Origin of the sequence: Sporosarcina sp. P3, assembly GCF_002743415.1 — a bacterium.
GTDB classification, from domain to species: domain Bacteria; phylum Bacillota; class Bacilli; order Bacillales_A; family Planococcaceae; genus Sporosarcina; species Sporosarcina ureae_A.
In genome coordinates this window covers 305,016-329,923 of record NZ_PDZE01000002.1, presented here as the reverse complement: position 1 = coordinate 329,923, position 24,908 = coordinate 305,016, and the positions used below count along the sequence as shown (strand labels likewise).

General features: G+C 41.6%; 27 protein-coding genes and 1 riboswitch. Of the genes, 3 read left to right on the top strand and 24 right to left on the bottom strand.

Annotation, left to right across the window (positions count from 1 at the left end; all coding sequences use genetic code 11):
• The first annotated feature begins 109 nt into the window (after window positions 1-109).
• Window positions 110-367, top strand: a complete 258-nt coding sequence (locus CSV61_RS03770) for a ferredoxin (RefSeq protein ID WP_083036167.1) — start codon at window positions 110-112, stop codon at window positions 365-367.
• Between the two features lie 275 nt (window positions 368-642).
• Here CSV61_RS03770 and CSV61_RS03765 read toward each other — a convergent pair whose 3' ends face one another.
• From CSV61_RS03765 to CSV61_RS03710, 12 genes are all read right to left on the bottom strand, one after another.
• On the bottom strand, window positions 643-1,224 hold the full coding sequence (locus CSV61_RS03765) for an ECF transporter S component (protein WP_083035567.1): 582 nt from the start codon (window positions 1,222-1,224) through the stop codon (window positions 643-645).
• A 190-nt stretch (window positions 1,225-1,414) separates the two neighbouring features.
• A riboswitch (FMN riboswitch) is annotated at window positions 1,415-1,549 on the bottom strand.
• A 72-nt stretch (window positions 1,550-1,621) separates the two neighbouring features.
• Window positions 1,622-2,821, bottom strand: coding sequence for a GerMN domain-containing protein (locus CSV61_RS03760; RefSeq protein ID WP_099638155.1), 1,200 nt, complete (start codon window positions 2,819-2,821; stop codon window positions 1,622-1,624).
• 4 nt (window positions 2,822-2,825) lie between these two features.
• Complete coding sequence (locus tag CSV61_RS03755) at window positions 2,826-3,350, bottom strand: RNA polymerase sigma factor SigX (RefSeq protein ID WP_099638154.1); 525 nt, start codon at window positions 3,348-3,350, stop codon at window positions 2,826-2,828.
• 45 nt (window positions 3,351-3,395) lie between these two features.
• Window positions 3,396-5,198, bottom strand: coding sequence for an ATP-binding protein (locus CSV61_RS03750; protein ID WP_099638153.1), 1,803 nt, complete (start codon window positions 5,196-5,198; stop codon window positions 3,396-3,398).
• Window positions 5,195-5,914 carry a response regulator transcription factor gene (locus CSV61_RS03745; protein WP_083035563.1) on the bottom strand — a complete coding sequence of 240 codons (720 nt, stop codon included), beginning with the start codon at window positions 5,912-5,914 and terminating at the stop codon, window positions 5,195-5,197. Before CSV61_RS03745 ends, CSV61_RS03750 begins: the two co-directional genes overlap by 4 nt.
• A 104-nt stretch (window positions 5,915-6,018) precedes the next feature.
• Window positions 6,019-7,203 (bottom strand): c-type cytochrome biogenesis protein CcsB, encoded by a 1,185-nt coding sequence (gene ccsB, locus CSV61_RS03740; protein ID WP_099638152.1) that lies wholly within the window; start codon window positions 7,201-7,203, stop codon window positions 6,019-6,021.
• Entirely contained in the window at window positions 7,194-8,852 is a 1,659-nt protein-coding gene (resB, locus tag CSV61_RS03735; protein WP_099638151.1) for a cytochrome c biogenesis protein ResB, read from the bottom strand. Before resB ends, ccsB begins: the two co-directional genes overlap by 10 nt.
• Before the next feature lie 15 nt (window positions 8,853-8,867).
• On the bottom strand, window positions 8,868-9,404 hold the full coding sequence (gene resA, locus CSV61_RS03730; RefSeq protein ID WP_099638150.1) for a thiol-disulfide oxidoreductase ResA: 537 nt from the start codon (window positions 9,402-9,404) through the stop codon (window positions 8,868-8,870).
• 104 nt (window positions 9,405-9,508) lie between these two features.
• On the bottom strand, window positions 9,509-10,240 hold the full coding sequence (locus tag CSV61_RS03725; protein WP_099638149.1) for a pseudouridine synthase: 732 nt from the start codon (window positions 10,238-10,240) through the stop codon (window positions 9,509-9,511).
• A gap of 107 nt (window positions 10,241-10,347) precedes the next feature.
• Complete coding sequence (locus CSV61_RS03720; protein WP_099638148.1) at window positions 10,348-11,352, bottom strand: D-alanyl-D-alanine carboxypeptidase family protein; 1,005 nt, start codon at window positions 11,350-11,352, stop codon at window positions 10,348-10,350.
• On the bottom strand, window positions 11,349-11,960 hold the full coding sequence (gene scpB, locus CSV61_RS03715; protein WP_099638147.1) for an SMC-Scp complex subunit ScpB: 612 nt from the start codon (window positions 11,958-11,960) through the stop codon (window positions 11,349-11,351). Before scpB ends, CSV61_RS03720 begins: the two co-directional genes overlap by 4 nt.
• Window positions 11,961-11,973: 13 nt before the next feature.
• Window positions 11,974-12,705, bottom strand: a complete 732-nt coding sequence (locus CSV61_RS03710; RefSeq protein WP_083035556.1) for a segregation/condensation protein A — start codon at window positions 12,703-12,705, stop codon at window positions 11,974-11,976.
• 36 nt (window positions 12,706-12,741) lie between these two features.
• On the opposite strand from CSV61_RS03710, the gene CSV61_RS03705 reads away from it, so the two are divergent.
• Complete coding sequence (locus CSV61_RS03705; protein ID WP_099638146.1) at window positions 12,742-13,251, top strand: DUF309 domain-containing protein; 510 nt, start codon at window positions 12,742-12,744, stop codon at window positions 13,249-13,251.
• Here the strand turns inward: CSV61_RS03705 and CSV61_RS03700 are convergent.
• From CSV61_RS03700 to CSV61_RS03645, 12 genes are all read right to left on the bottom strand, one after another.
• Window positions 13,248-13,622, bottom strand: coding sequence for a GNAT family N-acetyltransferase (locus CSV61_RS03700; RefSeq protein WP_083035554.1), 375 nt, complete (start codon window positions 13,620-13,622; stop codon window positions 13,248-13,250). The genes CSV61_RS03705 and CSV61_RS03700 overlap by 4 nt on opposite strands.
• 180 nt (window positions 13,623-13,802) lie before the next feature.
• Window positions 13,803-15,128: a diaminopimelate decarboxylase gene (gene lysA / locus CSV61_RS03695; RefSeq protein WP_099638145.1), complete on the bottom strand. Its 1,326-nt coding sequence runs from the start codon at window positions 15,126-15,128 to the stop codon at window positions 13,803-13,805.
• Between the two features lie 86 nt (window positions 15,129-15,214).
• The gene (locus CSV61_RS03690) at window positions 15,215-16,672 is read right to left on the bottom strand and encodes a spore germination protein (protein ID WP_099638144.1); all 1,458 of its coding nucleotides are present in this window, start codon (window positions 16,670-16,672) and stop codon (window positions 15,215-15,217) included.
• A 1-nt stretch (window position 16,673) separates the two neighbouring features.
• Entirely contained in the window at window positions 16,674-17,462 is a 789-nt protein-coding gene (locus CSV61_RS03685) for a SigF/SigG family RNA polymerase sporulation sigma factor (RefSeq protein ID WP_099638143.1), read from the bottom strand.
• Between the two features lie 3 nt (window positions 17,463-17,465).
• Window positions 17,466-17,912: an anti-sigma F factor gene (gene spoIIAB / locus CSV61_RS03680; RefSeq protein ID WP_029053083.1), complete on the bottom strand. Its 447-nt coding sequence runs from the start codon at window positions 17,910-17,912 to the stop codon at window positions 17,466-17,468.
• Window positions 17,902-18,255: an STAS domain-containing protein gene (locus CSV61_RS03675; RefSeq protein ID WP_233193504.1), complete on the bottom strand. Its 354-nt coding sequence runs from the start codon at window positions 18,253-18,255 to the stop codon at window positions 17,902-17,904. The genes spoIIAB and CSV61_RS03675 overlap by 11 nt, the downstream gene beginning before the upstream one ends.
• A 390-nt stretch (window positions 18,256-18,645) precedes the next feature.
• A complete protein-coding gene (locus tag CSV61_RS03670; protein ID WP_099638230.1) occupies window positions 18,646-19,941 on the bottom strand; it encodes a pyrimidine-nucleoside phosphorylase in 1,296 nt (431 codons plus the stop codon).
• A 7-nt stretch (window positions 19,942-19,948) separates the two neighbouring features.
• A complete protein-coding gene (deoB, locus tag CSV61_RS03665; RefSeq protein ID WP_099638141.1) occupies window positions 19,949-21,142 on the bottom strand; it encodes a phosphopentomutase in 1,194 nt (397 codons plus the stop codon).
• Between the two features lie 24 nt (window positions 21,143-21,166).
• On the bottom strand, window positions 21,167-22,057 hold the full coding sequence (gene xerD, locus CSV61_RS03660; protein ID WP_099638140.1) for a site-specific tyrosine recombinase XerD: 891 nt from the start codon (window positions 22,055-22,057) through the stop codon (window positions 21,167-21,169).
• 44 nt (window positions 22,058-22,101) lie between these two features.
• The gene (gene fur, locus CSV61_RS03655) at window positions 22,102-22,587 is read right to left on the bottom strand and encodes a ferric iron uptake transcriptional regulator (RefSeq protein WP_099638139.1); all 486 of its coding nucleotides are present in this window, start codon (window positions 22,585-22,587) and stop codon (window positions 22,102-22,104) included.
• Between the two features lie 96 nt (window positions 22,588-22,683).
• Window positions 22,684-23,196 (bottom strand): hypothetical protein, encoded by a 513-nt coding sequence (locus CSV61_RS03650; RefSeq protein WP_083035546.1) that lies wholly within the window; start codon window positions 23,194-23,196, stop codon window positions 22,684-22,686.
• A 64-nt stretch (window positions 23,197-23,260) separates the two neighbouring features.
• Window positions 23,261-23,794: an NUDIX domain-containing protein gene (locus tag CSV61_RS03645; protein WP_099638138.1), complete on the bottom strand. Its 534-nt coding sequence runs from the start codon at window positions 23,792-23,794 to the stop codon at window positions 23,261-23,263.
• 72 nt (window positions 23,795-23,866) lie between these two features.
• On the opposite strand from CSV61_RS03645, the gene CSV61_RS03640 reads away from it, so the two are divergent.
• Window positions 23,867-24,769, top strand: coding sequence for an aldo/keto reductase (locus tag CSV61_RS03640; protein WP_099638137.1), 903 nt, complete (start codon window positions 23,867-23,869; stop codon window positions 24,767-24,769).
• Window positions 24,770-24,908 lie beyond the last annotated feature (139 nt).

Genomic DNA, 24,908 nt, shown 5'->3' with positions numbered 1-24,908 from the left:
GCTACCCCCCTGAAGAAATAACGTTTTTTTGTTGAAAAGTGATGAAAACAGCTTTAGAATAGAGGAGATACAAAATAGGTTGAGTGAATGGAAGAAGGGAGAAAGACAAATGTCTAGCAAAAAGTATACAATTGTCGATCAGGATACATGTATAGCCTGCGGGGCCTGCGGGGCTGCTGCGCCGGATATCTATGATTATGACGATGAGGGGATTGCATTTGTTATTTTAGATGATAACATGGGAAACACTGAAGTTCCAGAAGAACTGATGGAGGACCTTGAGGATGCGTATGATGGCTGCCCTACCGATTCAATTAAAATTGCGGACGAAGCCTTCGAAGGTGATCCGTTAAAATATGAAGATTGATTTAATCTTAACAACACTTCCGATTTTCGGATGTGTTGTTTTTTATTTTTGCATTAAGTAGGTAGGCTACAGGATGGGATTTAAGCACTAAGCGGACGCTTCCTTGCGGGCCTTCAGTGAGTCAACCAATCGCAAGCTCCATTGGCACTCCCATCTAATTAGGCTAAACCATCGAGAGCCGCCTGTCGCATCAATCCCTTGGTACTCATTACTTAACTTTTTAAACACAAAAAAACGCCAGCCTCCCTTTTGAGGGAAGATTGGCGCGTATTTATTTAGAACGATAATTTCTTTTGTTGCTGAAGAATCCACTTCTCCATGCTTCTATATAACATCAACGTGATGGCTAATAGCATAACACCCTTAACCAGGTTGAATGGTAAGATTCCCAATATGATCATCTGATACAACGAGTCGCCTGTAACTGCTGGCATACCTAGGAAATATGTGTACATCGGCAAGAACACTAAGTAATTTAGTACACTCATACCTACTGCCATTGCTACTGTACCGGCGATCAAACCTGATGCAAGACCTTTAGTAGAACGATATTTCATGAAAATCCAATAGATCGGCATAATGAATAGCATACCTGTCACAAAGTTTGCGACTTCTCCTACTGGTACTCCTGTCGGGCTTCCTGATAAGAACCAATGCATGACGTTTTTCAATAACTCTACGCCTATTCCTGCAACTGGTCCCATCGTCATGATTGCCATAACTGCAGGGATTTCACTAAAATCGATCTTTAAAAATCCAGGCATTGCCGGGATCGGAAAGTTGAACTGCATTAATACAGTTGAAATACTTCCCAAAATGGCCACCAAAATTAACTTACGTAACTTCTTGTTATTCACTTGTTCCTCTCTCCTTTTGCGATTCACTTCAAAAGAGGAAAGGCTTGCTCATCTATTGTCCCGCTAAAAATCCCTAAAGCAAAATATGCCTTAGGGAGAGTAAAATGCACTGTTAAGAACAGATAAATTATACAAACTTATCCGTCAGGAAACAAGCACCACTTTTGCGTACACAAAAAGATGGCTGCACCTTCACCTTCTCCCATCCAGACTATACTGTCGGCTCCGGAATCTCACCAGAATCAGCTGTTAAGCTCGCGGGCTAAAAGTAGAATTCTACTTCATTTCCGCCGGTCGGGAATTACACCCTGCCCCGAAGATGAATCAATATTTGATTATGAACCTATTATAACGTAAAAAAACTGTTTTGTAAACTTCGCGAGTTTACAAAACAGAATTATTCGTTAATTAAATATTGTGGATTTGCACCAATCGGCTTTTCTACAGGCTGAGTGAAGTCAAATTCATTCCAGTATTTTTGCTTAACTTGATCAAACTTTACATATTTATCAAAACTTGCCACTGTCAGCGAGATGCCGTCTATTAATTGCATCGCTTCCTCCGGTTGCATCTGATCTAAATCAAGCTCTTCAGTAAATTTTACGTTGACAACCTCATCGTCTACTTTGACCGTGAAATCTATTTCTTTAGGTACAACAGTCGAATACACATCATTTGGTGAAACCTTCATGTCATTCAAAGCTTGCTCTACCGTTTCAGTAGTCTTACCAAAATTAGTGGAGAGTACTACTTCACCATCTGATTTTAAAAATCGATAATAGGCTTGATGCGAAACCATTCCTGACAAAGCGATAGGTTCTTCCACTTGACCTACTTGATCAAACATAATGGGCGAGGCATCTTCTTGTAAAAATTTTATTTCATCATATCCTAAAAACGTATCTTGTACGGATCGATTCAGCATCTCAAGTGTCGCACTCGATGTATCATACGTATGGTCCGCAGTAAATTTCATTTGAACTTGCTTACCGTTCGAGGAAATCATCGCTTTATACGGATGATACTCTATAAAACCTAGCGCCTCTTCGTCAAGTGTTTTAGCATACTCATTATAAAGCGCGACTGCATCTGGAGAGGTACCTAAGCGTTCAGCAAGGCGTTCATTCGGTATCAAGAATGTCACAGGAACAATGGTGGCCTGATTGGTAGCCAGGCCAATATGAAACACTGTGTGACCTATGAGATCGGAAGGATAAGCAGCATATGACAGCGGTGTCGAAGCCTGTCTAGTAAACACAGATGCGTCACTTGTGTCATTCGACTGCATCTCTTCACTACTCTCCATTTCGATAGGATCAGCCGATTCCTCTGTCGTTGCTTGATCCATCGATACTTCATTGTTTTGCTGAATGAATGTTGGCACAAGGATGGTGAGCAATACAATTGCTGCAACAGCTGCAAGGATGGGAGGCCATTTTGATTTCGACGACTTCTTCTTTGGCTCGTTCGGCTCAGAAAGTCTTGAGTCTTCCTTTAACCGTTGCATAATCTCATCTTTGGAACGCTGATCTTTCACGACAGGCATGTCACGTAAACGTTTCTCGATATGATCTTCATTCCATTTGTCTTTACTCATCTCATCACCCCTCCCTCGCGGAATGCGCTTCCAACTTCACTTGCAATACTTTGATTGCACGATGCTGTGTCGTTTTCACTTTGCTTTCAGTCCAGCCCAAAACTTCAGCCGTTTCAGCAACTGACAGATCTTGAAAGAAGCGCATGAGGATGACCATTTTCTGATCACCCGTACACGTGTGCAACACATCAAGCACCTGCTCTTGTTCTTCATCCGCTTCAATCAATTGTTCAGGCAAACGGTCAGTTGAGGCTAATTGCTCTGTTTCCCAATCAAAATGAATGTTTGCATGTTTGTTGATGGTGGATTGTTTTCGAAAATAGTCAATCGAGACATTTTTCGCAATCGCAAACAGCCAAGTTTTTTCAGAACTTTTCCCTTCAAAACGGCCATATGATTTGAGTACCCGCACATATACTTCATGCATCAAATCTTCGGCTACTTCCCGATTGCGAGTCAAATAAGTGAGGAAGTTGAATACGTCACGGTTATAGTCTTCATATAATCGTTGAAAAACTAAATCATTCATTCAATCCCCTCGCTCTATAGTAGTCGTTTCAGTATAGAAGAAGTTTCATTTATTTATTGCGTCAAATGGAAGCGAACAAATAAAGATAGTTCCTTTTTCATCGCCCCGGGTTGCTAAAATCGAGCCATTATGTGCTTCCATAATGTTTTTTGCAATAGCCAAACCAAGTCCTGTTCCACCTTTTCCTCTTGTTCTCGCTTTATCCGCCTTATAAAAACGCTCAAAGACGAATGGCAAATCTTTTTCAGGTATACCGACACCTGTATCGGCTACTGTAATATCAAGTGCTCCCGAAGACCGGTAGACACCTAGCGTCACCGCTCCACCATCTGGAGTATGACGGATGGCGTTATCGATCAAATTAGTGAACACTTGCTCAAGACGGTCTTCATCAGCCGTGACGAGTAGTGTATTCGGTTCCTCCGTTACCAAAGACAGATCCACTTTCGCATCTTTTGCTACTTGTGAGAACTTGGTTACCATACGTTCCAAAAACTCCACAATCGACAGAGGGTTTTTACTCAGTTGAATGTAGCCAGACTCCATTCTTGCTAGATTCAGCAAGTCTGTGACAAGGCGACTCATACGCTTAGATTCATCGTGGATGATCTGTACCATTTCCATACGTTCTTCTTCACTGCTCACTACATCATCTATGATGGCTTCACTATATCCTTGCAACATCGAAATGGGTGTTCGCAATTCATGTGAGACGTTGGCAATGAAATCCGAACGTAATTTATCTAGTTTATGCTGTTCCGTCATATCACGGAATACGGCCACCGCTCCACGGATACTATTTTCACTGTACAATGGACTAATGGAAATCACATAAAACTGTCCACCCAATTCCAACTCATCTTCTACTTCCTCAGCGAATGAAATGGCATGCTCTAGCATATGGAAGACTTCTTTAGGCAACGGATGATGACTTTTCTGATTATATCCATACCACTTTTTTAACAGTAGCTCGGCTTGTGGATTTTTTAGAAGAATGGAATAATCTTGATTAAACGTTACGACTGCATCTGTCATAGATGTAAGAATGCTAGAAAGCTGTTCTTTCTCCTGCTTAATCAACTCAATATTATATTTCAACTGACGTCCCATCTGATTGAAAGCAGTAGCTAACTGACCAATTTCATCTTTTTGTGTGACCGGCAAATGTGTATCGAAATTCCCTTTAGATAACTCAAACGCTGCTTGCTTCATCTTACGCAACGGCAATGTGATTTGCGTAGATAAGAAAAATGCAAAAAATGTAGTTAAAATAAACGCGATAAATGCGGATAGGAAGACTATGTTCGTCGTGCTCTTTGTTGTACGGTGCACAGCATCTAAGCTTTGGTACATGAGTACACTCGCTTGTTCGCCACTTGCTTGTTTAAATGGGTAAGACAGAATCAAAAATTGCTCCATGACATCTTGTTCTGTCAATGAAGGCAGTATCATTTCTTTGATTTTTTGCTTACCTGATTCAGGCGACTCAAACAGACTATCTTCCGATAAAAGTTCTTCTTCAATTTCTTTTTTACTTGAAGATGTATGGAATGAATACAACACATCCCCTTGTCGATCGACGACAATTGCATTGGTCTCTAAATCGAGGATATCATCTATAATCTGGTTCATAGACTGGTTCATGGAACTTGCCGTTTGTTCGTTATAATCATTGACAATTTTGCCGATGGTAGCAGCTTCTCTTTGCAAAGATTCTTCCGCTTGTTTCGTGTGGAAATTATCAAGGAATTCGAGCAGGAACAGTGTCACGATAAACAAGACAAAGGAAACGAGAAGCAATATGGTGGCCCATAGCTTCCCGACAATTGAATTCCATATTCTAATCATTCGTTTGGAACCTCGAACTTATAACCGACACCCCAAACAGTCACAATCATTTTCGCTGCGCGGTCTGAAACACGGCTCAGTTTTTCACGCAGCCGTTTGACATGAGTATCCACTGTACGTAAATCTCCGAAGAATTCGTAATGCCATACTTCTTTCAGCAATTGTTCACGATCGAACACTTTGTCTGGTGACTTTGCCAAGAAATACAATAATTCGTATTCCTTCGGTGTTAAATTAACTTCTTTCCCTTCAGCTGTTACACGATGTGCATCGTGATCGATTGTCAGCTGTGGAAATACTACTAAATCTTTTGATGTTGTGTTAGACGACACATTCGGAAAAGCCACGGAACGTCTGAGCATAGCTTTTACGCGTAACACTACTTCTCTCGGGCTGAACGGCTTGACAATGTAATCATCTGCACCACTTTCAAATCCGCTCACACGGTCTGCCTCTTCACCTTTTGCCGTCAATAAAATAACAGGTGTCATAATTTTATTTTCACGTAGTTCAGCTAATACTTCCATGCCGTCCTTCTCAGGCATCATTACGTCGAGCAATATACAATCATATTGTCCGGCAAACACTTTTTCTAGCGCATCTGCTCCATCGACTGCTTCTTCAATTTCATAACCTTCTCTAGATAAATACATATTCAATAGGCGACGAATGCGATCCTCATCATCCACCACTAAGAGCTTCACTGTTTCTTCCACAATTCATTACCCCTTTCGACAACCTTCTATCTCTATTGTACAATTACTGACCTATAAAAAGAAATAAAAAGACTGCATGACAGTTATTGTCATGCAGTCGAAGATTATGCGTATGAGTGTAAACCTGCAATAATTAAGTTTACAGCAATTAAGTTGAACATGATGATCACAAATCCGATGACAGCAAGCCATGCGGACTTTTTACCTTCCCAACCTTTTGATAATCGCAAGTGAAGGAATGCAGCATAGAACAACCATGTAATGAGTGCCCATACTTCTTTTGGATCCCAACCCCAGAATCGCGACCAGGCTTCATGTGCCCAAATCATGGCGAAAATCAAAGCACCGAGCGTGAAGACCGGGAAACCGATTAATACAGCACGATAGCCGATTTCATCCATCAGCTGAGAATTGGCCTTCTTCGCTAGCGGCTGGAATACCGCGGCAAGAGGTTTGCGTGCAATCAAGCGTAATAATACGTAAAGCACTGTACCTACAGCTATAGACCAAACAAGCGAAGACATTTTTTGCGCATTGATGATCGGAGGCAATTCAGCCCAAGGCGTCATTTTATCCGGCGTCATCGCTTCATACTCATTCATCCCGAATAACGGGGGAACGTGATACGTAATTTCAGCAGGTACTTCGTCTTTATTTATATAAGTGAATTCCGCTTCATAGTCCATTACTTTGAATGTCGTAGAAGATACGACAAATCCAAGAACTAGAATTAACGTATACATCACTGCTTCTATCCAAAAACGTGATTTGGATTTTTTCGTCATATCAATATTTTTCACCAAGAATACAAGCCCTGCTATCGCACTGATTGCAAGTATAGATTCACCAATAACCGTTGTGATTACGTGAATAAACAACCATTTACTTTGAAGTGCAGGGATCAATGGAGTAACTTCTGTCGGAAACATCGTTGCATATGAAATAATGATAATCGCAACGGGTAACGCGAACAATCCAAGAGATGGTGTTCGGTAAATAATATACAGCATGATGAATGCCCCTACGAGCATCATGCCGAATGCAGTCGTAAACTCGAACATATTACTAAGTGGTGCGTGACCTGACGCAGCCCATCTTGTAAAGAAATAGCCTAAGTGAGTAAGGAATCCGATAATCGTGATAATTAGACCAATCGTTCCCCACTTACTATTATGATAAGCTTTTTCGGATTTTGATTTTTTAATAGCGCCTCCGAAAAACAAAGTAGCTACTAAATAGGCAATAAATGAAACTAATAATAAGTTACTACTGATGGCTACTAAGTCCATATTTCCTCGTCCCCTTCCTGTTCTGGCTTGTCCAACTCAGGATCTTGACGATCTATATAAGCAGGCAAGTCTACAGTTTCTCGTAATGTATCCAGCTCTTTACGTAAAGAGAACCAGTTTTTATTCGTATGTGCAGCAATCAACAAATGTCCTTCTGTATCTTCTTGGATCCATACTCTGCGGTGTTGCCAATACATTCCTTGAATAACACCAATCATAAATACTAGACCACCGAATAAGAGGATATATAACGTTTTGTCTTTACGGATTGTTAAACCTGAAATGTTTCGCGTCTCAGCAGCTGCAAACTTAATCGCGTAGTCGTTCTCTTCTACTTCCAACGTTTGACGAATAGCAACAAAACTCTTTTCACCTTCAGGCTTATCCGGTGTGTTCATTTGGAAAATGAACGCTGGATTATTCGGAACGGGCGACTTCGAATACGGCTCGCCGTCCTTTATTCCATCATAGTCTGGATAGAAACCGAGCATATTGACAGTGGAGCCGTTCCCAAGATCATATTCCTTTTCTGGGTCACTTAAATCAACTGTGAATTCCCCTAGAGAGTCTTCAGAAGACTTATTTACCAAATGGAATGTCATGTTTTTAAGCTCGTCCAGTTTATAATCCATCTGGAATACATTGTACCCATCAAATTTCAACGGTTCGTTGACATTGATGGCGTAATCTTTCACTTTTTCTAGACTATCGCTACCAGGTAGTGCTTCCTCATCTTGTTTATACAACGTAACATCTGTCGTATACGACTTCACAATTGCGCCATTCTTCTCCAACGCCTCGCCGAATACTTCTTCTGCTTCTTCTTTAGTGTAATTCTCTAATGTGAACTTTTTATTTTCCAGTACATAACCCGGTGCACCAACGATATTACGCGTTTCCCCTTCACGGAGCCACATCGCCTCGTCAACGTAAAAACCAGGAATTCCTCTAAGCAGAACACCCGAAATGAAAATAATTAATCCGACGTGATTGACATATGGGCCCCAACGTGAAAATCGATACTTTTCAGCTAGGATCGCGCCATTCTCTGTTTTCACATTATAGCGCATGCCTTTTAGTTTCTCTTCCGCTTCCGCAAGAGATTCTTGTGTATTTTGGACATCACCTTCTCCAAAAATCCGCTGACGCTTCATAAAGGATGGATGACGACGTGTACGTTGCTTTTTAAGCGATTTATAAAGCGGAATCACACGGTCTATACTTGCGATGATAATAGAAGTGGCAAGCATACCGACTAGGACTTTAAACCACCAGCTATTATACATATCATAAAAGCCGAGTTGGTAATACAGTTTTCCTACCGTGCCATATAGACGCTCATAGTATTCCAAATAGCCTTCCGGCGTAGTAGCAGGTACATAGAACTTCTGCGGAAAGATTGTTCCAAAAGCGGACGCGATTAATACCGCCGCAATAATACTGACACCTATCTTTACACTGGAGAAGAAGTTCCATATTTTATCGACAATGGAACTCTTATAGGTTTGGGATCTTCTAGAAGATCCCTCGTAACGCATATCTACAATATCACTTTTCTTCGCTTTTTCAGATAAGGGACGACCACACTTCTCACAAAGCTCTGTACCATAAGGATTTTCATGCCCACATTGGCATTTGATTTTGCTCATTGAGTAACAAACTCCTTACTTTGGTTGAATGCTTTCTAAATACTGATAAATTTGTTCATCTGTCATTCCCTGTTTAATGACTTTCGTAATCTTTCCTTCTGGATTGATCAGGAAGGTCGTAGGTAGTGGTTTTATATTATACAGATCCATAACAGTTTTGTTCTTATCCCATAACATAGGGAATGAAAGGTTCATGTCGTCTCTAAAGAGCTCTATTTTCACTTTTGGTTCTCCTACGTTGACTGTCAGGATATGTACACCCTTCGCTTCAAAGTCTTTATAGAGTTCCTCCATATGTGGCATTTCCTTTTTACAAGGTGGACACCATGTACCCCAGAAATTCAAGAATACACCTTTCCCTTTGTAGTCCGACAACCGATGTTCATTTCCTTCTAAATCTACAAGCTCGAAATCAGGTGCCATATCACCTTCCGCCAAGACTTTCACTTTATCTTTTGAAGTAATTGCGTAGAGCATAATTGCAGCTAAAACTACTAGAAGGGCTGTTCTGCTAATCAGCCTAATAGTCTTTTTATTTTTCTTTTTGGCCAATCATGTAACCTCCTGTCTAATTTACGTTCCAATTGCCATTATACCAAAACATAAAATCAGTTGGCACTGCACTAGTGATAGGTTTGTGAACTTTCGACGTTTTATTAGCCGATCTTTCCTGTTTCTGCTAATACGCGTAATTGTTTCAATTCATGTGTCGTGAGTTCACGCGCTTCTCCAGCATTTAGTCCACGTGTAGTCAAGTTCGCAAACTCTTCACGTTTCAATTTTTGCACTGGACAATTAATCGCATCGAACATTCTTCGTACTTGACGATTACGTCCTTCATGGATTGTGATCTCGACAATTGCAGAATTTGTTTTCTTATCCGAACTTGTCATTTTCACACGAGCAGGAGCAGTACTTCCATCATCTAATTCAATTCCTGTCTCCAATTTTTTGAGATCATCACGGGAAGGAATTCCTTTTACTTTCGCTACATATTTCTTTTTAATTTCGAATTTCGGATGAGTCATTAAGTACGAGAAATCTCCGTCGTTCGTCATTAGCAATACGCCTGATGTATCGTAGTCTAGTCTACCAACCGGGAATATTCTTTGGCTGACTTCTGGAATTAAATCCATCACCGTTTTACGGCCTTTTTCATCATCTACTGTTGAAATATAACCACGTGGTTTATAAAGCAGATAATAGACAGGTGTTTCTTTTGTCAATTGAACGCCTTCCACTTCAATTGTGTCCATTCTGCTAACTTTTGTACCCAGTTCCGTTATGACCTGACCATTTACTTTAACTAAACCGTCCAGTATTAGTTTTTCTGACTTTCTTCTTGATGCTACACCGGCCTGTGCCAGTACCTTTTGTAATCTTTCCATGGGTTCCTCCTTGATGTTACATACTGAAAAAATTATGTCACACTTTCGGGCAAATGAAAAGAAGACTGACCTATGTAGGACAATCTTCGAAATAGTATGTTTTTAATTCACTGATCGGACACGATATCTACTGCTACCGTCTTAATTGGTTCTGTACCTAAATAAATAGACCAATACCCTTTTTTCTGTTGTTCATCTGCTTGTGGAATTTGTAACACATTGGACAGCATTTTCTTCTCTTCTTTCGTTACGAGTAACTTAACAGATTGATCCAATTTTGCAATCATATGAGGAAATACTTGATACTTTCCCTTTTTCACTGCTGTATACGATTGATATTCAGAGAATACTCGCTGGGATAACTGTTTGTGAACTTGCCAATCATCTCCGTTATTTAACGTAACGACAATGACGGACTTTCCATCCTGTTTGAAATAGGTAGCCAATGTACGTCCTGCTGCTTTCGTGAAGCCTGTTTTACCTGCAACGGCAGTCGGTTCAGATATGACTAGACGATGCTTGTTTTGCCAACTGTTTTTACCTTGTTCCGTTTCAAAAGGATAGTTCTTTGTGGAAGCTATTTCACGAAACTCTGGGTTCTTCATAGCATAATACAACATTTTAGCCGTATCATACGCTGAAGACAGGTGATGTTCACCGTGCAATCCGGATGGATTCATAAAATGCGTTTGTTCCAAGCCGTGACTTTGCGCTACTTCATTCATTAGATAGACGAATCCTTCAAGCGAACCACCCGCATGTTCAGCAAGCGCTTGCGCTGCATCATTACCTGAACGAAGCATTAATCCATACAGCAGATCTTTTGTTTTCATTACTTGACCTGCTTCAAGATAAATGGAAGACCCTTCCGCTGTAGCCGCTTCTGCGGAAATGACTGTCTCTTGCTCACTAGGCTTTAGCTCCAAAAAGGTATAAGCCGTCCACATTTTAGTTAAACTTGCGATAGGGAGTGGTTCATGTTCATTTGAGCCCAACAACAATCTACCATTCTCTGCGTCTATCACTGCAAATGATGAACCTGCCGCCTGGCTCTTTGCGGGATTTATCAATAATCCGACTATGAGTAGAGCGATGACCGAAATTTTTCTCAAGCATCATGTCCTCCTTCTTCAGTAATGGAAAATGCTTCTTGGAATTTCGTCATGAATAAATCTGTTTCTTCCGATGTTTCTTGTTCTTCTTCAAGTGTCAGTGGTGGCATATCTTCGAGTGATGCCAGTCCAAAACGATCTAGGAAGAAAGTTGTCGTGCCATATAAAATAGGTCTGCCAGGTCCATCCATGCGCCCCACTTCCTCTACAAAGCCTTTGCCAGCCAATGAAGTCAGTGCTCGCTCGGACTTTACACCACGCAAGTCATCGATCTCCACACGCGTTACAGGTTGCTTGTAGGCAATGATGGCAAGTACCTCAAGCGCGGCTTGGGTAAACGTAGACGGTTTTGGATCTTCTAGCATTCTTTTAATATCATCTGCCCATTCACTCTTCGTCACTAAGCGGAAACTTCCACCATAACTTTTCAAAGTTATGCCACGTGTGTCATCTCCGTCATACGTTGCTTGCAGTGTGTTCAATACTTGTTCTGCTTTTTGCTCTTCGCATTCCAACAGTGCGGCTAACTGTGCAAGAGATAATCCTTCTTCACCTGCCACGAATAAAAAACTTTCCGTCATCCCGACGAAACGTGTTTCAATATCCATCCCTATCATCCCTTCACATCAACGAGATTCGTAATTCTTCAAAATTATTACTTTGTCGCACTCGAACTTCTTGTAATTTCATCAGTTCAAGCAATGATAAAAATGTTAATACGAGCTCGGGCACAGTCGTCGTTTCAAAAAGTGTATGGAAATCACATTCTCCACCACATAGTTCTAATTTGCTCATGATCGATGACATCTTATCCCCGACAGATTGCTCAGATTTTGTTATACTCGCTGTTAGGGGCAGTTTCAGCTTCTTTCTGTGTAGCATTTTTTGAAATGCGCCAATTAGGTCAAACACATTCAGCTGATCTTCTGTCTCTGTTACAAGTGGTTCACCGTAACCCGTTAAGTCTTCAGGCTCTTTGGTGAAATGCTCATCGCGATGTGCAGCGGACTCACGAAGCGAGTTGGCCGCTTCTTTAAATTTCCGATATTCCATTAAACGGGCTATCAATTCTTCACGTGGATCTTCTTCATAACCGAATTCTTCGATGAATGCTTCCTCTTCATTGACTGGCAACAGCATTTTGCTCTTCACTTCTAGCAACGTCGCTGCTAGTACGAGGTATTCGCTTAATTCATCCAATCGAAGAACACGCATGGCATGCAAATGTTCTATGTACTGCTGTGTTAGCTCCGCCATGGGGATGTCGTAAATATCAATTTCGAGCCGATTGATCAAATGTAGCAACAGATCAAGTGGCCCTTCGAAGACTTCGAGTTTTACACTATAACTCATTTTACCAACCTACCTAACCAGAAAGGAATGATTTGAATGCACCCTTACTACCATCCTCTTTTTCTACAGTTTATTGTGTATTTCAATGACAATCAAGATTATTTCGAGTGTCACGAGGTGCTGGAAGAATATTGGAAAGAACAAAAAAACTTTTCAAAAGATCATCCACTAACCGGCTTCATTCTTATGGCTACCGGATTATATCATTGGCGCAGAGGAAATACATTAGGTGCTTCGCGTACTTTCACTAAAGCCATCACACGCTTCCGCGAAATGCCTGTACAATTTGGCGACTATCTCGAAGAAGTGGCCATTGATGAAATCATCCTGCAACTAGAGCATTGTCTTACACGCATTAAAGCAGGTGAAGATTTCTATACATTCCCACTTCCCATCTCTCCAGAATTGCAAATGGAGGCAGAGAAATCCAAGCCTCTACTTTCATTACTCCCCAAAAACAGCGCATCTGTTATTCATAAGCATATGCAACGAGACAGGTCAGATATTCTTTTACAACGTGAAGAAAAGAAGAAGGGCAGCCGTTAAAGATCTGCGCCTTCTTCTTTCCTCAAACAACTTTGTATAAATGGTTCGGTAAAATCGGTCCCTTTACAGCCGTATCCTGGATAGATCTCTTGCAATTCCTTCATCATCTTAAATGCAATTCCTTCTCCACGAAACGATGGATTGACCGATATATGCTGAACGGTGTACATCTTGTCACTGTCGTTGACTTCTACCCCTATTAACCCGATGTAATCTTCTGCTTCTTTGTAGAGATATAGCTGCCACTGTTCAACGCATAGATATTGCTGAACAGTCTCTTGCAATTTGCATAACATCTTTTCACTAGGGATATAAGATAAAAAGCCCATAGCAATTTTCTCTTGTGCCTTCTTAAAACGAATAAGATTCAATAGTAACCCCTTCTTTTCAGAAATCCTTTATACAGTTTACACCAATGTCCCGTTTACTTCAACTCGCGACTTATTTTTAGCGTGGATCAATTACTGGAACAACCAAATACCAATAGATGACTCCCCAAATTATAGCGACGGCAACAATCGAAGCAAAAAGAATAATGTTTTTCTTTTTCATTAGTAATTCTCCTTCTCATCTGATTGCAACGGAAGGTCCAATTTTATGATGTCTTCGTAGGTTTCGCGTCTTACGACTAACTGATGTTGCCCTTTTTCCACAAACACAACGGCAGGTCGAGGTAATCTATTATAGTTGCTAGCCATGGAGTATGTGTAGGCTCCTGTACAAAAGACAGCCAGTAAATCGCCGGTTTCTACATTGGGGAGATCGGCTTTTTCAATTAATTTATCACCGGACTCACAGCACTTACCTGCAATTGTCCATTGCTGGTCATGTGGCTCGTTCATCCGATTAGCAAGCGCACTGGAATAGTGTGCGTCATATAGAGCCGGACGAATATTATCAGACATTCCGCCATCTACTGCTACGTATGTACGGACACCCGGCACAACTTTCGTACTGCCAGCAGAATAAATAGTCGTTCCTGCATCTCCGACAAGCGAGCGGCCGGGTTCAATCCACACTTCAGGAATTGGATACTCACATTCCTCAGCCATCTCTTTCACTACATCTGCCATTTCTTCAACATAGACAGCTGGCTCAAGTGGCGTATCTTCCTCAGTATAACGAATACCAAATCCGCCACCTAAATTCAGGACAGGACAGATAAATTGATAATTCTTTCGCCATTCCACCATTCTCTCCATCAGCACTTCAGCCGCGAACCTGAATGCGTCGGTTTCAAAGATCTGTGAGCCTATATGACAATGCATGCCAAGGAAATGAATATAGCCATGATCATATAAAGCAAGGAACGCTTGATCCGTTTGTCCATTTTTCAAATCAAAACCAAACTTTGAATCTTCCTGGCCTGTTGTAATATAGTCATGGGTATGTGCTTCAATTCCTGGTGTGACACGGACTAAGACATTCATCGTTTGCTTTCGCTCATCTGCAATTTCTTTAATCATGTCGATTTCCAAGAAATTATCGATTACGATGCACCCAATTTTCTCTTCAAATGCATATTCTATTTCTTCTCTGCTCTTATTATTGCCATGGAAATGAATCCGTTCGCGTGGGAATCCAGCCGCTACTGCTGTATATAATTCTCCACCTGAAACCACGTCAAGTGACAACCCTTGCTGTTCTGCCAATTGATAAATTGCAATTGATGAAAAGGCTTTACTCGCATAGGCAACTTGTGCTTTAATATCTTTTTTCTCAAACGTTTCTTTAAATGCTTGCGCACGCTCTTTGAATAACTCTGTATCATAGACCATGACCGGAGTTCCATACTGTGAAGCTAGTTCTGAAACGTCCACTCCACCGATGGTTAGATGACCGTTTTCGTTCACTGCCTGTGTTCCATAAAGATGCATGTCCCATACCCCTTCCCAATTCTCTCAAATAACTTTATCACAAGAAGATGGAAAGTGGCAACGACATGCAAAATATCGAAATACCTTTATGACATCCTGTCACGGTTTGGTGAGTCCGTGATAAACGGCCGCGGATCGTCGATTGTCATAGGGAAACGAATCAATACACGCAACAAAGCCTTCGGGAAGAATGGCGTGAACGGCCACAAATATGGCACATTCATCGGCTTTAATGAGCATAAATAATAATAAATCACAGCAAGTGCTATGAAGAAGCCTGGAGCTCCAAGCAATGCGGTTGAGACAAGTAAGAAAATCCGAAACACTTTTGTCGTAATACTTAATTCAAACGAAGGTATCGCAAATGTGAAAATAGCACTAACCGCCACATATAATACGACTTCCGAAGAAAATAAGCCTACATCAATCGCTACTTGCCCAATGACAATGGCAGCCACGAGTCCCATAGCGGTCGATAGCGGTGTAGGTGTATGAATTGCGGCCATTCGCAATACTTCTATTCCGACATCCGCCACTAATAATTGGACAAATAACGGAACTTCTCCCCATTCATTCGGACCAATATATTTGATCGCATCTGGAACGAATTGATTTTCAACCGACATTAAATACCAAAATGGCAACATCACTAAACTAAAAAATGTTCCTATGAAACGTACCATTCGTATAAATGTTCCGATTAAAGGTGCTTGCCTATATTCTTCCGCATGTTGTAAATGATGCACAAGTGTAACAGGGACCAATATAACGGACGGAGATGTATCGACGATGATCGCAATATGTCCTTCGAGTAAATGCGCTGCACAAATATCCGCGCGTTCCGTATACCGTACGAACGGCATCGGGTGAAACCCTTGTTTAAAGAGAAATTCCTCGAGTGATTTATCGGTCATCGTCAAGCCATCCGTTTTCAACGCATCTAGTCGTTCTCTCACAAAATCCAAATGCTCTTCATTGGCAGCACCTTTCATAAAGGCGATCGCAATGTCCGTTTTACCTTTTACGGACGTCTCATGCATTTCAAATCGTAGCTCCGTTGTACGTAAACGTCTTCTGATTAATGCTGTGTTTGTCAGAATGTTTTCTGTAAATCCATCCCTTGAGCCACGTATGACTTTTTCAGTATCTGGTTCCTCAGGAGTTCTGCCTGGATATGACCGTACATCAAGCGCGAATGTAAAACCGTCTTTCATAATGAATACAGCTAACCCACTTAAAATAACTTTCGCGAGTTGGTCTTCATCTTTCACAATTTCTAGCGAATGATATGGAAAATAATCCATCATTGCGCGGTCAAGATTTTCAACAGATTCACCTGTAAATAATTCATTACGATACTGCATTTCCGTCATTAAAGTAGTTAAGACCTCGCCGTCCACTAAACCGTTCATATACAAAAGAAGTATTTCTTTATCCCATAGGTGGATCAACCGTTTGGTCGCATCGTATGTTTCGTCTTTGCCAAACTGGTTGACAAACCACCTGTCCCCTTCTCGTATGGACGTAAATAGTGTATCGGTCAAATTAGGGTCTCCTCACCTTCTCGAGCGCTTCTTCTGCATCCGCGCCCATCCATGTCTTCATTTGGGTTAGAATTTTCTTTTCCAACCGTGATACTTGAACCTGTGATATGCCAATCCGTTTCGCAATATCACTTTGTGTGTAATCTAAATAATAGCGCATATAAATGATCGTTTGATCGCGTTTATTCAACCGTGTAATGACATCTCGTAACGGAATATGATCGAATACTCTCTCCGATCTATCGTCCCGAAGCTGATCCATTAGCGTTAAGCTATCCCCATCACTCTCATACAATTGTTCGTGCAGCGAAGCGGGATCACGAAGCGCATCAGAGGCTAGAATGATATCTTCTTGTTTCACTTCTAATATTTCCGCCATTTCTGAAATGGAAGGTGAACGTCCGTTTTTCTTAAAGAAGTCATCGGTTGCGTGACGAATTTTATAGCTTAATTCACGAATAGTGCGACCTACTTTCACCATTCCATCATCACGTAAATAACGTTGAATTTCTCCTACAATCATCGGTACCGCATACGTTGAAAACTTCACCTCATAGGATAAATCGAACTTATCTATTGATTTCATCAAGCCAATGCAACCTATTTGAAATAAATCTTCTAAATCCGCACCACGCGAAGCGAAGCGTTGAACGATGGACCACACGAGCCTTGTATTGCCTTCTACCATCATTCGTCTAGCTTCTTTGTCACCCGCTTGTGATTCTTTGATGAGTTCTCGCATTTTTTCTTGTGACAATAGAGCGTGTTGCTTCTCAACAGATGCTTCCATACGTCACCTCATTCTACTTACTTCTGTGACCGGAGAAAAATTTTTCTCAAATGTCACGATTGTCCCATTTCCAAGGGTAGAATCTACACGGATACCGTCCGAGAAACTTTCCATGATGGTAAAGCCCATACCGGAGCGTTCCATTTGTGGTTTGGTTGTGAACATCGGCTCCATTGCTTGCTCTATATCGAAAATTCCCATTCCTTCATCTGTTACCGTCATTTTTACTGAGCGGTCATCAATTGTCGCATGGACCTTCACCATACTTTTACCGTCGCATTCGTAACCGTGGATAATGGCATTAGTAACAGCTTCCGAAACAATTGTTTTAAATTCCGAAAGTTCATCCAATGTCGGATCCAATGGTGCAATAAAACAGGTGAGCGCCATTCTGGCAAGTGCTTCATTTTGTTCTATCGCTAGAAACGACAAGGTCATTTCATTTTTCATGTACAACCCCTCCGATTTCGTCGATTGCTTCTTCGACTGTACATATTCTGACGACATCACCAAGACCCGAAAATTGGAATAGCTTCTGCATTGTCGGAGATGGATTCAATATGAGTGTTTCTCCGTTTACAGGGATTAGATCGCGCATTCTGCCGAGTATAAGTCCAATTCCTGCGCTGTCCATGAAGCCTAGTTGGTAGAGGTCCCAGATTATTGCACGCGTCTTTCCTGTGAATATAGCGGTAGATACTTCTTCTCTAATTTGATTGGCTTCGTGGTTGTCGAGTTCTCCTGCTAGCGTGATTAGGACAATGCCATTTTCCAGTTGTGTAATAGTTGCCATGTGTGGATACGCCTCCTTCATGAAGGCATTGTCGCACATTTAGAACCACTATCCTTTAGTTTTGACAAAACTAGTCAGCCATCCCTAAAACTTCTTACGTTGTGACAAGGTCTCAAGCTGACTGGCTGACCCCATTGATCTGAATTCTAAACTGACACTCTCTTGCAGGCATGGCAATGAGACCATGATGCGCACTTCCTATCTGGCTCATCATGCTAGCCATCCATAAATGTAACAGGAGCTACCCTATCGACACCTCTGTCGCTCTTCACTCGAGCTACACAAGAGTATGTACAGTTGAATTTGTTTTTACACATGAACAACAAAAAAGCCATATGCTCCGAAGTAGACCAATTTCTTGGAGTACTTCAGGCACATGGCTTTTACGGATTATACGGCATGTATAAGAGATGGTGCTGCCGTTTTTTCTTTTGAGATATGCATATGGGATTGTAGTAGTTTGATCGAGTCGTCCACTTCTTCAGTGTTTGCATGAAGTATCGCGAGCGCTTCTCCTTTTTCTACAAAGTCACCTATTTTCTTGCGCAAGACAATCCCGACTGCCAGGTCAATCACGTCTTCTTTTGTTGCACGACCTGCGCCAAGAAGCATGGCGGCTACACCTATTTCATCCGCGTCGATCATGGATACATAGCCACTTTCGATAGCTGGAACTTCAATTTGATACTGTGCTTGCGGCAATAGATTTGTATTCTCTATCACTTTCTCGTTACCACCTTGTGCTTTGATCAACTCACCGAACAAGCGCAGGGCCTCACCGTTTTCTATGACGCGTTGCAATTGTTTACGTGCATCTTCTTCAGTTTCCACTTTGTTCGCTGCTAACAACATCTTGCTGCCGAGGACAAAGCATAATTCCGTTAGATCAGCCGGTCCTTTTCCTTGTAGCGTATCAACAGCTTCTTTTACTTCAAGAGCATTGCCAATCGCAAATCCAAGCGGCTGGCTCATATCCGATATCACAGCACTTGTGTTTCTTCCAACTTCATTTCCAATTGCCATCATGGCGTCCGCTAATCGCTTGGAGTCTTCCAACGTTTTCATGAAGGCTCCCGCGCCTGTTTTGACGTCCAAAACGATAGCATCTGCCCCTGCCGCAAGCTTTTTGCTCATAATAGAGCTTGCGATAAGCGGAATACTATTGACTGTCGCCGTGACGTCCCGTAACGCATACAGCTTTTTATCAGCTGGCGTCAAATTACCGCTTTGACCAATGACAGCGATTTTCAAATCGTTGACCTGTTGAATAAATTGTTCCGTAGAAATTTCAACATGGAAGCCGTCAATTGCTTCAAGTTTATCAAGTGTACCGCCTGTATGACCTAGTCCTCGACCACTCATTTTAGCAATCGGCACACCGCATGCTGCGACAAGTGGAGCTAAGATGAGTGTCGTAGTATCACCTACTCCACCTGTCGAGTGCTTATCTACCTTCACTCCTTCAATGGCAGATAAATCGATTTGATCACCAGATTCTGCCATTGACTTCGTTAAGTATCCTTGTTCCTCTGTTGTCATACCCTTAAAATAAATGGCCATCAAAAAAGCACTGGCCTGATAGTCAGGGATTGAGCCATCCGTATAACCCGTCACGAAGAACTCTATCTCTTCTTTAGTTAGCTCTACACCGTCCCGCTTATTTTCAATGATATCTACCATGCGCAACATAGAATTAATCCTCCTTAACCAGTGCAGACAAGAAGCTTTCACCATGTTCTGGCTGATCTACTTGGAAATTCTCGGCAATTGTCGCACCGACATCAGCGAATGTTTTACGAATCGGCAGTTGTCCTGCTCCTTTATTTGAAGGTGAGTAGACTAATAATGGTACATATTCTCTTGTGTGGTCCGTTCCTTCATGCGTCGGGTCATTCCCATGATCTGCCGTGATGATTAATAAATCATCCGGTTGCAGTGCATCCATAATCTCAGGTAAGCGCGCATCAAATTCCTCAAGTGCATTACCATAACCAATCGGATCCCGACGGTGACCATATAATGCATCAAAGTCTACTAGATTAACAAAACTGATGCCTTCAAATTCTTTTTTCATCACCGTGACAAGCTGATCTACACCATCCATATTCCCTGTTGTACGAACGGCTTCCGTTACACCCTCACCATTGTATATATCAGCAATCTTGCCAATTGCGATTACATCATAGCCTTTATCTTGTAATTCGTTCATCACCGTTTTACCGAATGGCTTCAATGCATAGTCATGACGATTGGTTGTACGTGTGAACGTACCGGGTTCGCCAACAAATGGACGTGCAATGACACGACCCACTAAAAATTCAGGTTGCAACGTAAGTTCCCTTGCGATTTCACAAATACGGTATTGTTCTTCAATAGGAATGATTTCCTCATGTGCTGCAATTTGCAATACAGGGTCGCCTGACGTATAGACGATGAGAGCGCCTGTCTTCATATGCTCTTCACCAAGCTCTTCAATAATTTCCGTACCGCTTGCCGGCTTATTTCCGATAACTTTTCTACCCGTTTTCAATTCCAATTCATCAATTAACTCTTTTGGAAAACCGTTCGGATAAACTTTGAATGCATCATCGATACGCAAACCCATGATTTCCCAGTGTCCCGTCATCGTATCTTTCCCAACAGACGCTTCTTGCATCTTAGTATAATAGGCTTGCGCTTCTTTTTGAGGTGCTAGACCTTTGATAGGTGCAATATTCGCAAGACCGAGGCGTTCCAAGTTTGGTAGTTTCAGACCATCCATCTCTTCTCCGATATGTCCAAGTGTATTGGATCCCACATCGCCAAATGCTTCAGCGTCCGGAGCTTCACCGATCCCTACTGAATCAAGCACAATTAAATGAATACGATTATAACGAAATTTTTCCATATGAAAACCTCCAGTAATAGTAGTCTACGCTCTAGGATGATGTTGACTATAGACATCTTTTAAGCGTTTCTTGCTGACATGCGTGTAAAGTTGTGTGGTGGAAATATCGGCATGACCTAGCATTTCCTGAACTGCGCGCAAGTCGGCTCCATTTTCGATTAAATGTGTGGCGAATGAGTGACGCAATAAATGCGGTGTAATCACTTTTTGGATTTCCGCTTTCACACCTGCCTCTTTTAGGATCTTCCAACACCCTTGTCTCGTCAAACGTCTACCATGCATGTTGAGGAATAAGGCCTCAGTATCTTTAATGGACTTAGGACGCCCTTCATTTAAATACAGAGTACAGGCATCGATTGCAGAACGTCCAAGCGGTACAATCCGTTCCTTACTTCCTTTTCCGAAGACCCGCACAAAACCCATCGTCAAGTGAAGATCCGCCAAATCAATCGCTATCAACTCACTTACCCTCATTCCCGTCCCGTATAACAATTCTAGCAGCGCAATATCACGCATTCCTTGTGGAGTATTGCCATCAACAGCATGAATCAGTCGTTCGATTTCAGGTATAGAGAGCACAACCGGTAACTGCTGTTCAATTTTAGGCAATTCGACGTGAATCGTGCAATCATGTGTCGTCACTTGCTCTCTCACTAAAAATTGATGAAATGAACGAATAGAAGAAATATGCCGGGATAGTGTACGACTGGATTTACCGCCATCTTTCAACTTCTGCAAATATTGAAGAACCATCGCACGTTCAATCGAATTAACTGTATCTACATTCAAACTTTCAATGAAACGTAAATAGGCAGTTAGGTCGCGTTGATATGATTTTACTGTGTTTTGAGCCAACTGTCTTTCAACCGTTAAAAAGTGCACATAATCTTCTAACGCAAACTGGGCATCTTTCATAGACTTTCCTCCTTTCTTATGTAAAAAGTAAAAAAGGACAGCGCTTAGGCCATCCCATTGTCTTTCTGTTCTTCCTGTTCTTTCTCTTCGTCTTTCGCCTTACAACGTTTACAAATACCATGGAACGTCAACCAATGATCTTTGACTGTAAATCCATAACGGCCTTCTACGACTTTTTCTACTTCGCCAAGTAGGTCCTCCTGAATTTCATCAACCGTCCCACATTCTAGACAAATTAAGTGATGATGGAACCGCGCAGCGCCTTCTTCACGCAAATCATAGCGTGCAACACCATCGCCAAAGTTAATTTTATCGACAACTTTTAGTTCAGTTAATAACTCTAATGTACGGTATACAGTCGCCAGACCAATATCTGGCGCTTTTTCTTTTACTAACAAAAACACATCTTCTGCACTTAAATGGTCTTCTTCATTTTCCAGAAGAACTGCTACAGTCGCTTCACGCTGAGGCGTCAACTTGTAGCTGGCCCCGTGCAATTGCTTCTTGATTCGTTCAATACGGCTTTCCATACGACGCCCCCCTCAAATTGTTTCCATTATACCAAACTGTCGTTCCAGATGACAATAGAAAGGAAAGGTTCAGTTCATTACAGTGTGTAGTGGATATTATTTTATAAAATGGAAGATCGATAGTTCCAGTATTTGCGTGATCAGCAACAGTGCAATCAATGGTGGCACAGCAGTTAATGGACGATCTCTCTTACTAGCCGGTGTAGCGAAAAATGGCGGGCTTAACACCGAACATAAAATCAGAAACAACAAGCAGCTGATTAATTGAAATGGGAACCACCAAATCGTATAAGATACCAATTTTAATCCTGTTGATAATAAATAGGTGGATGACAAACCAAAAAAAGCACATTTAATCGCACCGAGAAACATAGTGATAAAACGGACTCTTTTATATTTAGACAGAATGATGGCTACTAGAATAAAGCTCAACGTCACCACGATAGGCGACCACAGAGCCGCTTCAGATCCTTTCACTACGCGTTGGTCATATAAGCCGATAATTTGCTCCAATGACGTGACCGGCCACTCCCTGAATAATAAAGCCCCTCCTATGTAACTGATTGCGAGTATAACGAATAAATAAACAAAAGACAATGATCGAGCCATAAATAGGACACCTCCGCATCGTTTTTATAACATATGCTTGTCCGTCCTGAAATAGCTCAATCCTTTATAGGTTTTTTACATACCAGACAGCAGCAACCGTCTTGGCATCATAAATCCTTTCATTCGCAATGAATTCCTCAGCCTCTTCAACTGTTACCTCTAGTACATCAATGAATTCATCTTCATCTCCTACAACAGGCTGCTCCACTTTTTCAAGCTCTTTTGCTACATATAAGTGAATGATTTCATCCGCGAAGCCTGGTGAAGTGGAGAAAGTCTGCAAATATTCGAATGTATGTGCACGATACCCTGTCTCTTCTTCCAGTTCACGAATTGCTGTCAGTTTAGGTTCTTCGCCCGGCTCGATCTTGCCTGCAGGTATTTCTAGCATCGTTCGTTCCAAAGGCTTTCTGTACTGTTCAACTAATACGATTTTTTTATCTTCAGTCAAGGCGATAATCGCCACAGCTCCTGGATGTTTTACTAATTCTCTTTTCGCTAGTTTTCCATCAGGCAATTCTACTTCGTCTACTTGCACCGAAATGATTTTACCTGTAAATATCTGTTCTGTTGAGAGGGTTCTTTCTTCAAACTTCATCCAGCACTCAACCCTTTCCATTGGTTTTATATCCCGTTTTCATTGTACCATGAAACGAAAGGAGTGAGGCACATGAAAAAGCGTACAATAGGCACTAGCAAATTGTTAGTTTCCGAACTTGGATTGGGCTGCATGTCATTACCTACTGAACTGGAAGCGGCTCGTTCTGTACTTGACGAAGCAGTTGATCATGGCATCAACTATTTTGATACAGCTGACCTATATGATAAAGGAATAAATGAGGAACTCGTAGGAAAAGTACTGAAAGAAAAGCGTCAAGACTTGATCATCGCGACGAAAGCCGGTAATAAGTGGGCGTCAGGAGAAGATTCTTGGACATGGGACCCATCAAAAGCACATATCATGGAAGCTGTAAAACAAAGTTTACAACGTTTGCAACTGGATTACATCGATTTGTATCAACTTCACGGCGGTACAATGGAAGATGATGCGAGAGAAACGATTGAAGCTTTTGAAACATTAAAGAAAGAAGGTGTCATACTCGAATACGGTATATCAAGTATTCGTCCTACTGTTATCGAACGCTTCCTAAGTAATAGCAACGCGATGTCCGTCATGATGCAGTATAACTTGCTTGATCGACGTCCAGAAGAATATTTTTCTATGATTTCAAAAAAAGGTGCATCTGTCGTCACAAGAGGTACATTGGCAAAAGGTTTGCTGACGAATGAAGGTGTGGAGCGTGCGAAGAAATTAAATGGCTTCGTATCGTATTCGCCTTCTGAGTTACAGCAGACAGTTCAATCACTGTCTAAAGAAACGAACGACTTACATGCTTATGCTCTTGCATTTGCACTTAAAGAACCTGCTGTAGCCTCGGCTTTAATTGGTTCGAGAACACAACAACAACTTCGTGAGTCATTGAATGCTTATGAAACGCAAATTGATCCACAACTACTTTCACTCTTGATAAACAAAACAGAGCAACATCAGTATGCACAACATCGAGTGTAAACATAGAAAAAGAGAGGTTGGGACAGAACAGAAAAAACGTAAGGGGAATGTCCTTACGCTTTTTTCTGTTCTTATCAGTAAATATTTTTTTAGAGTAACAGAGTGTACCGGAACGGAGAAAGGCCGACTCCTGAGGGAT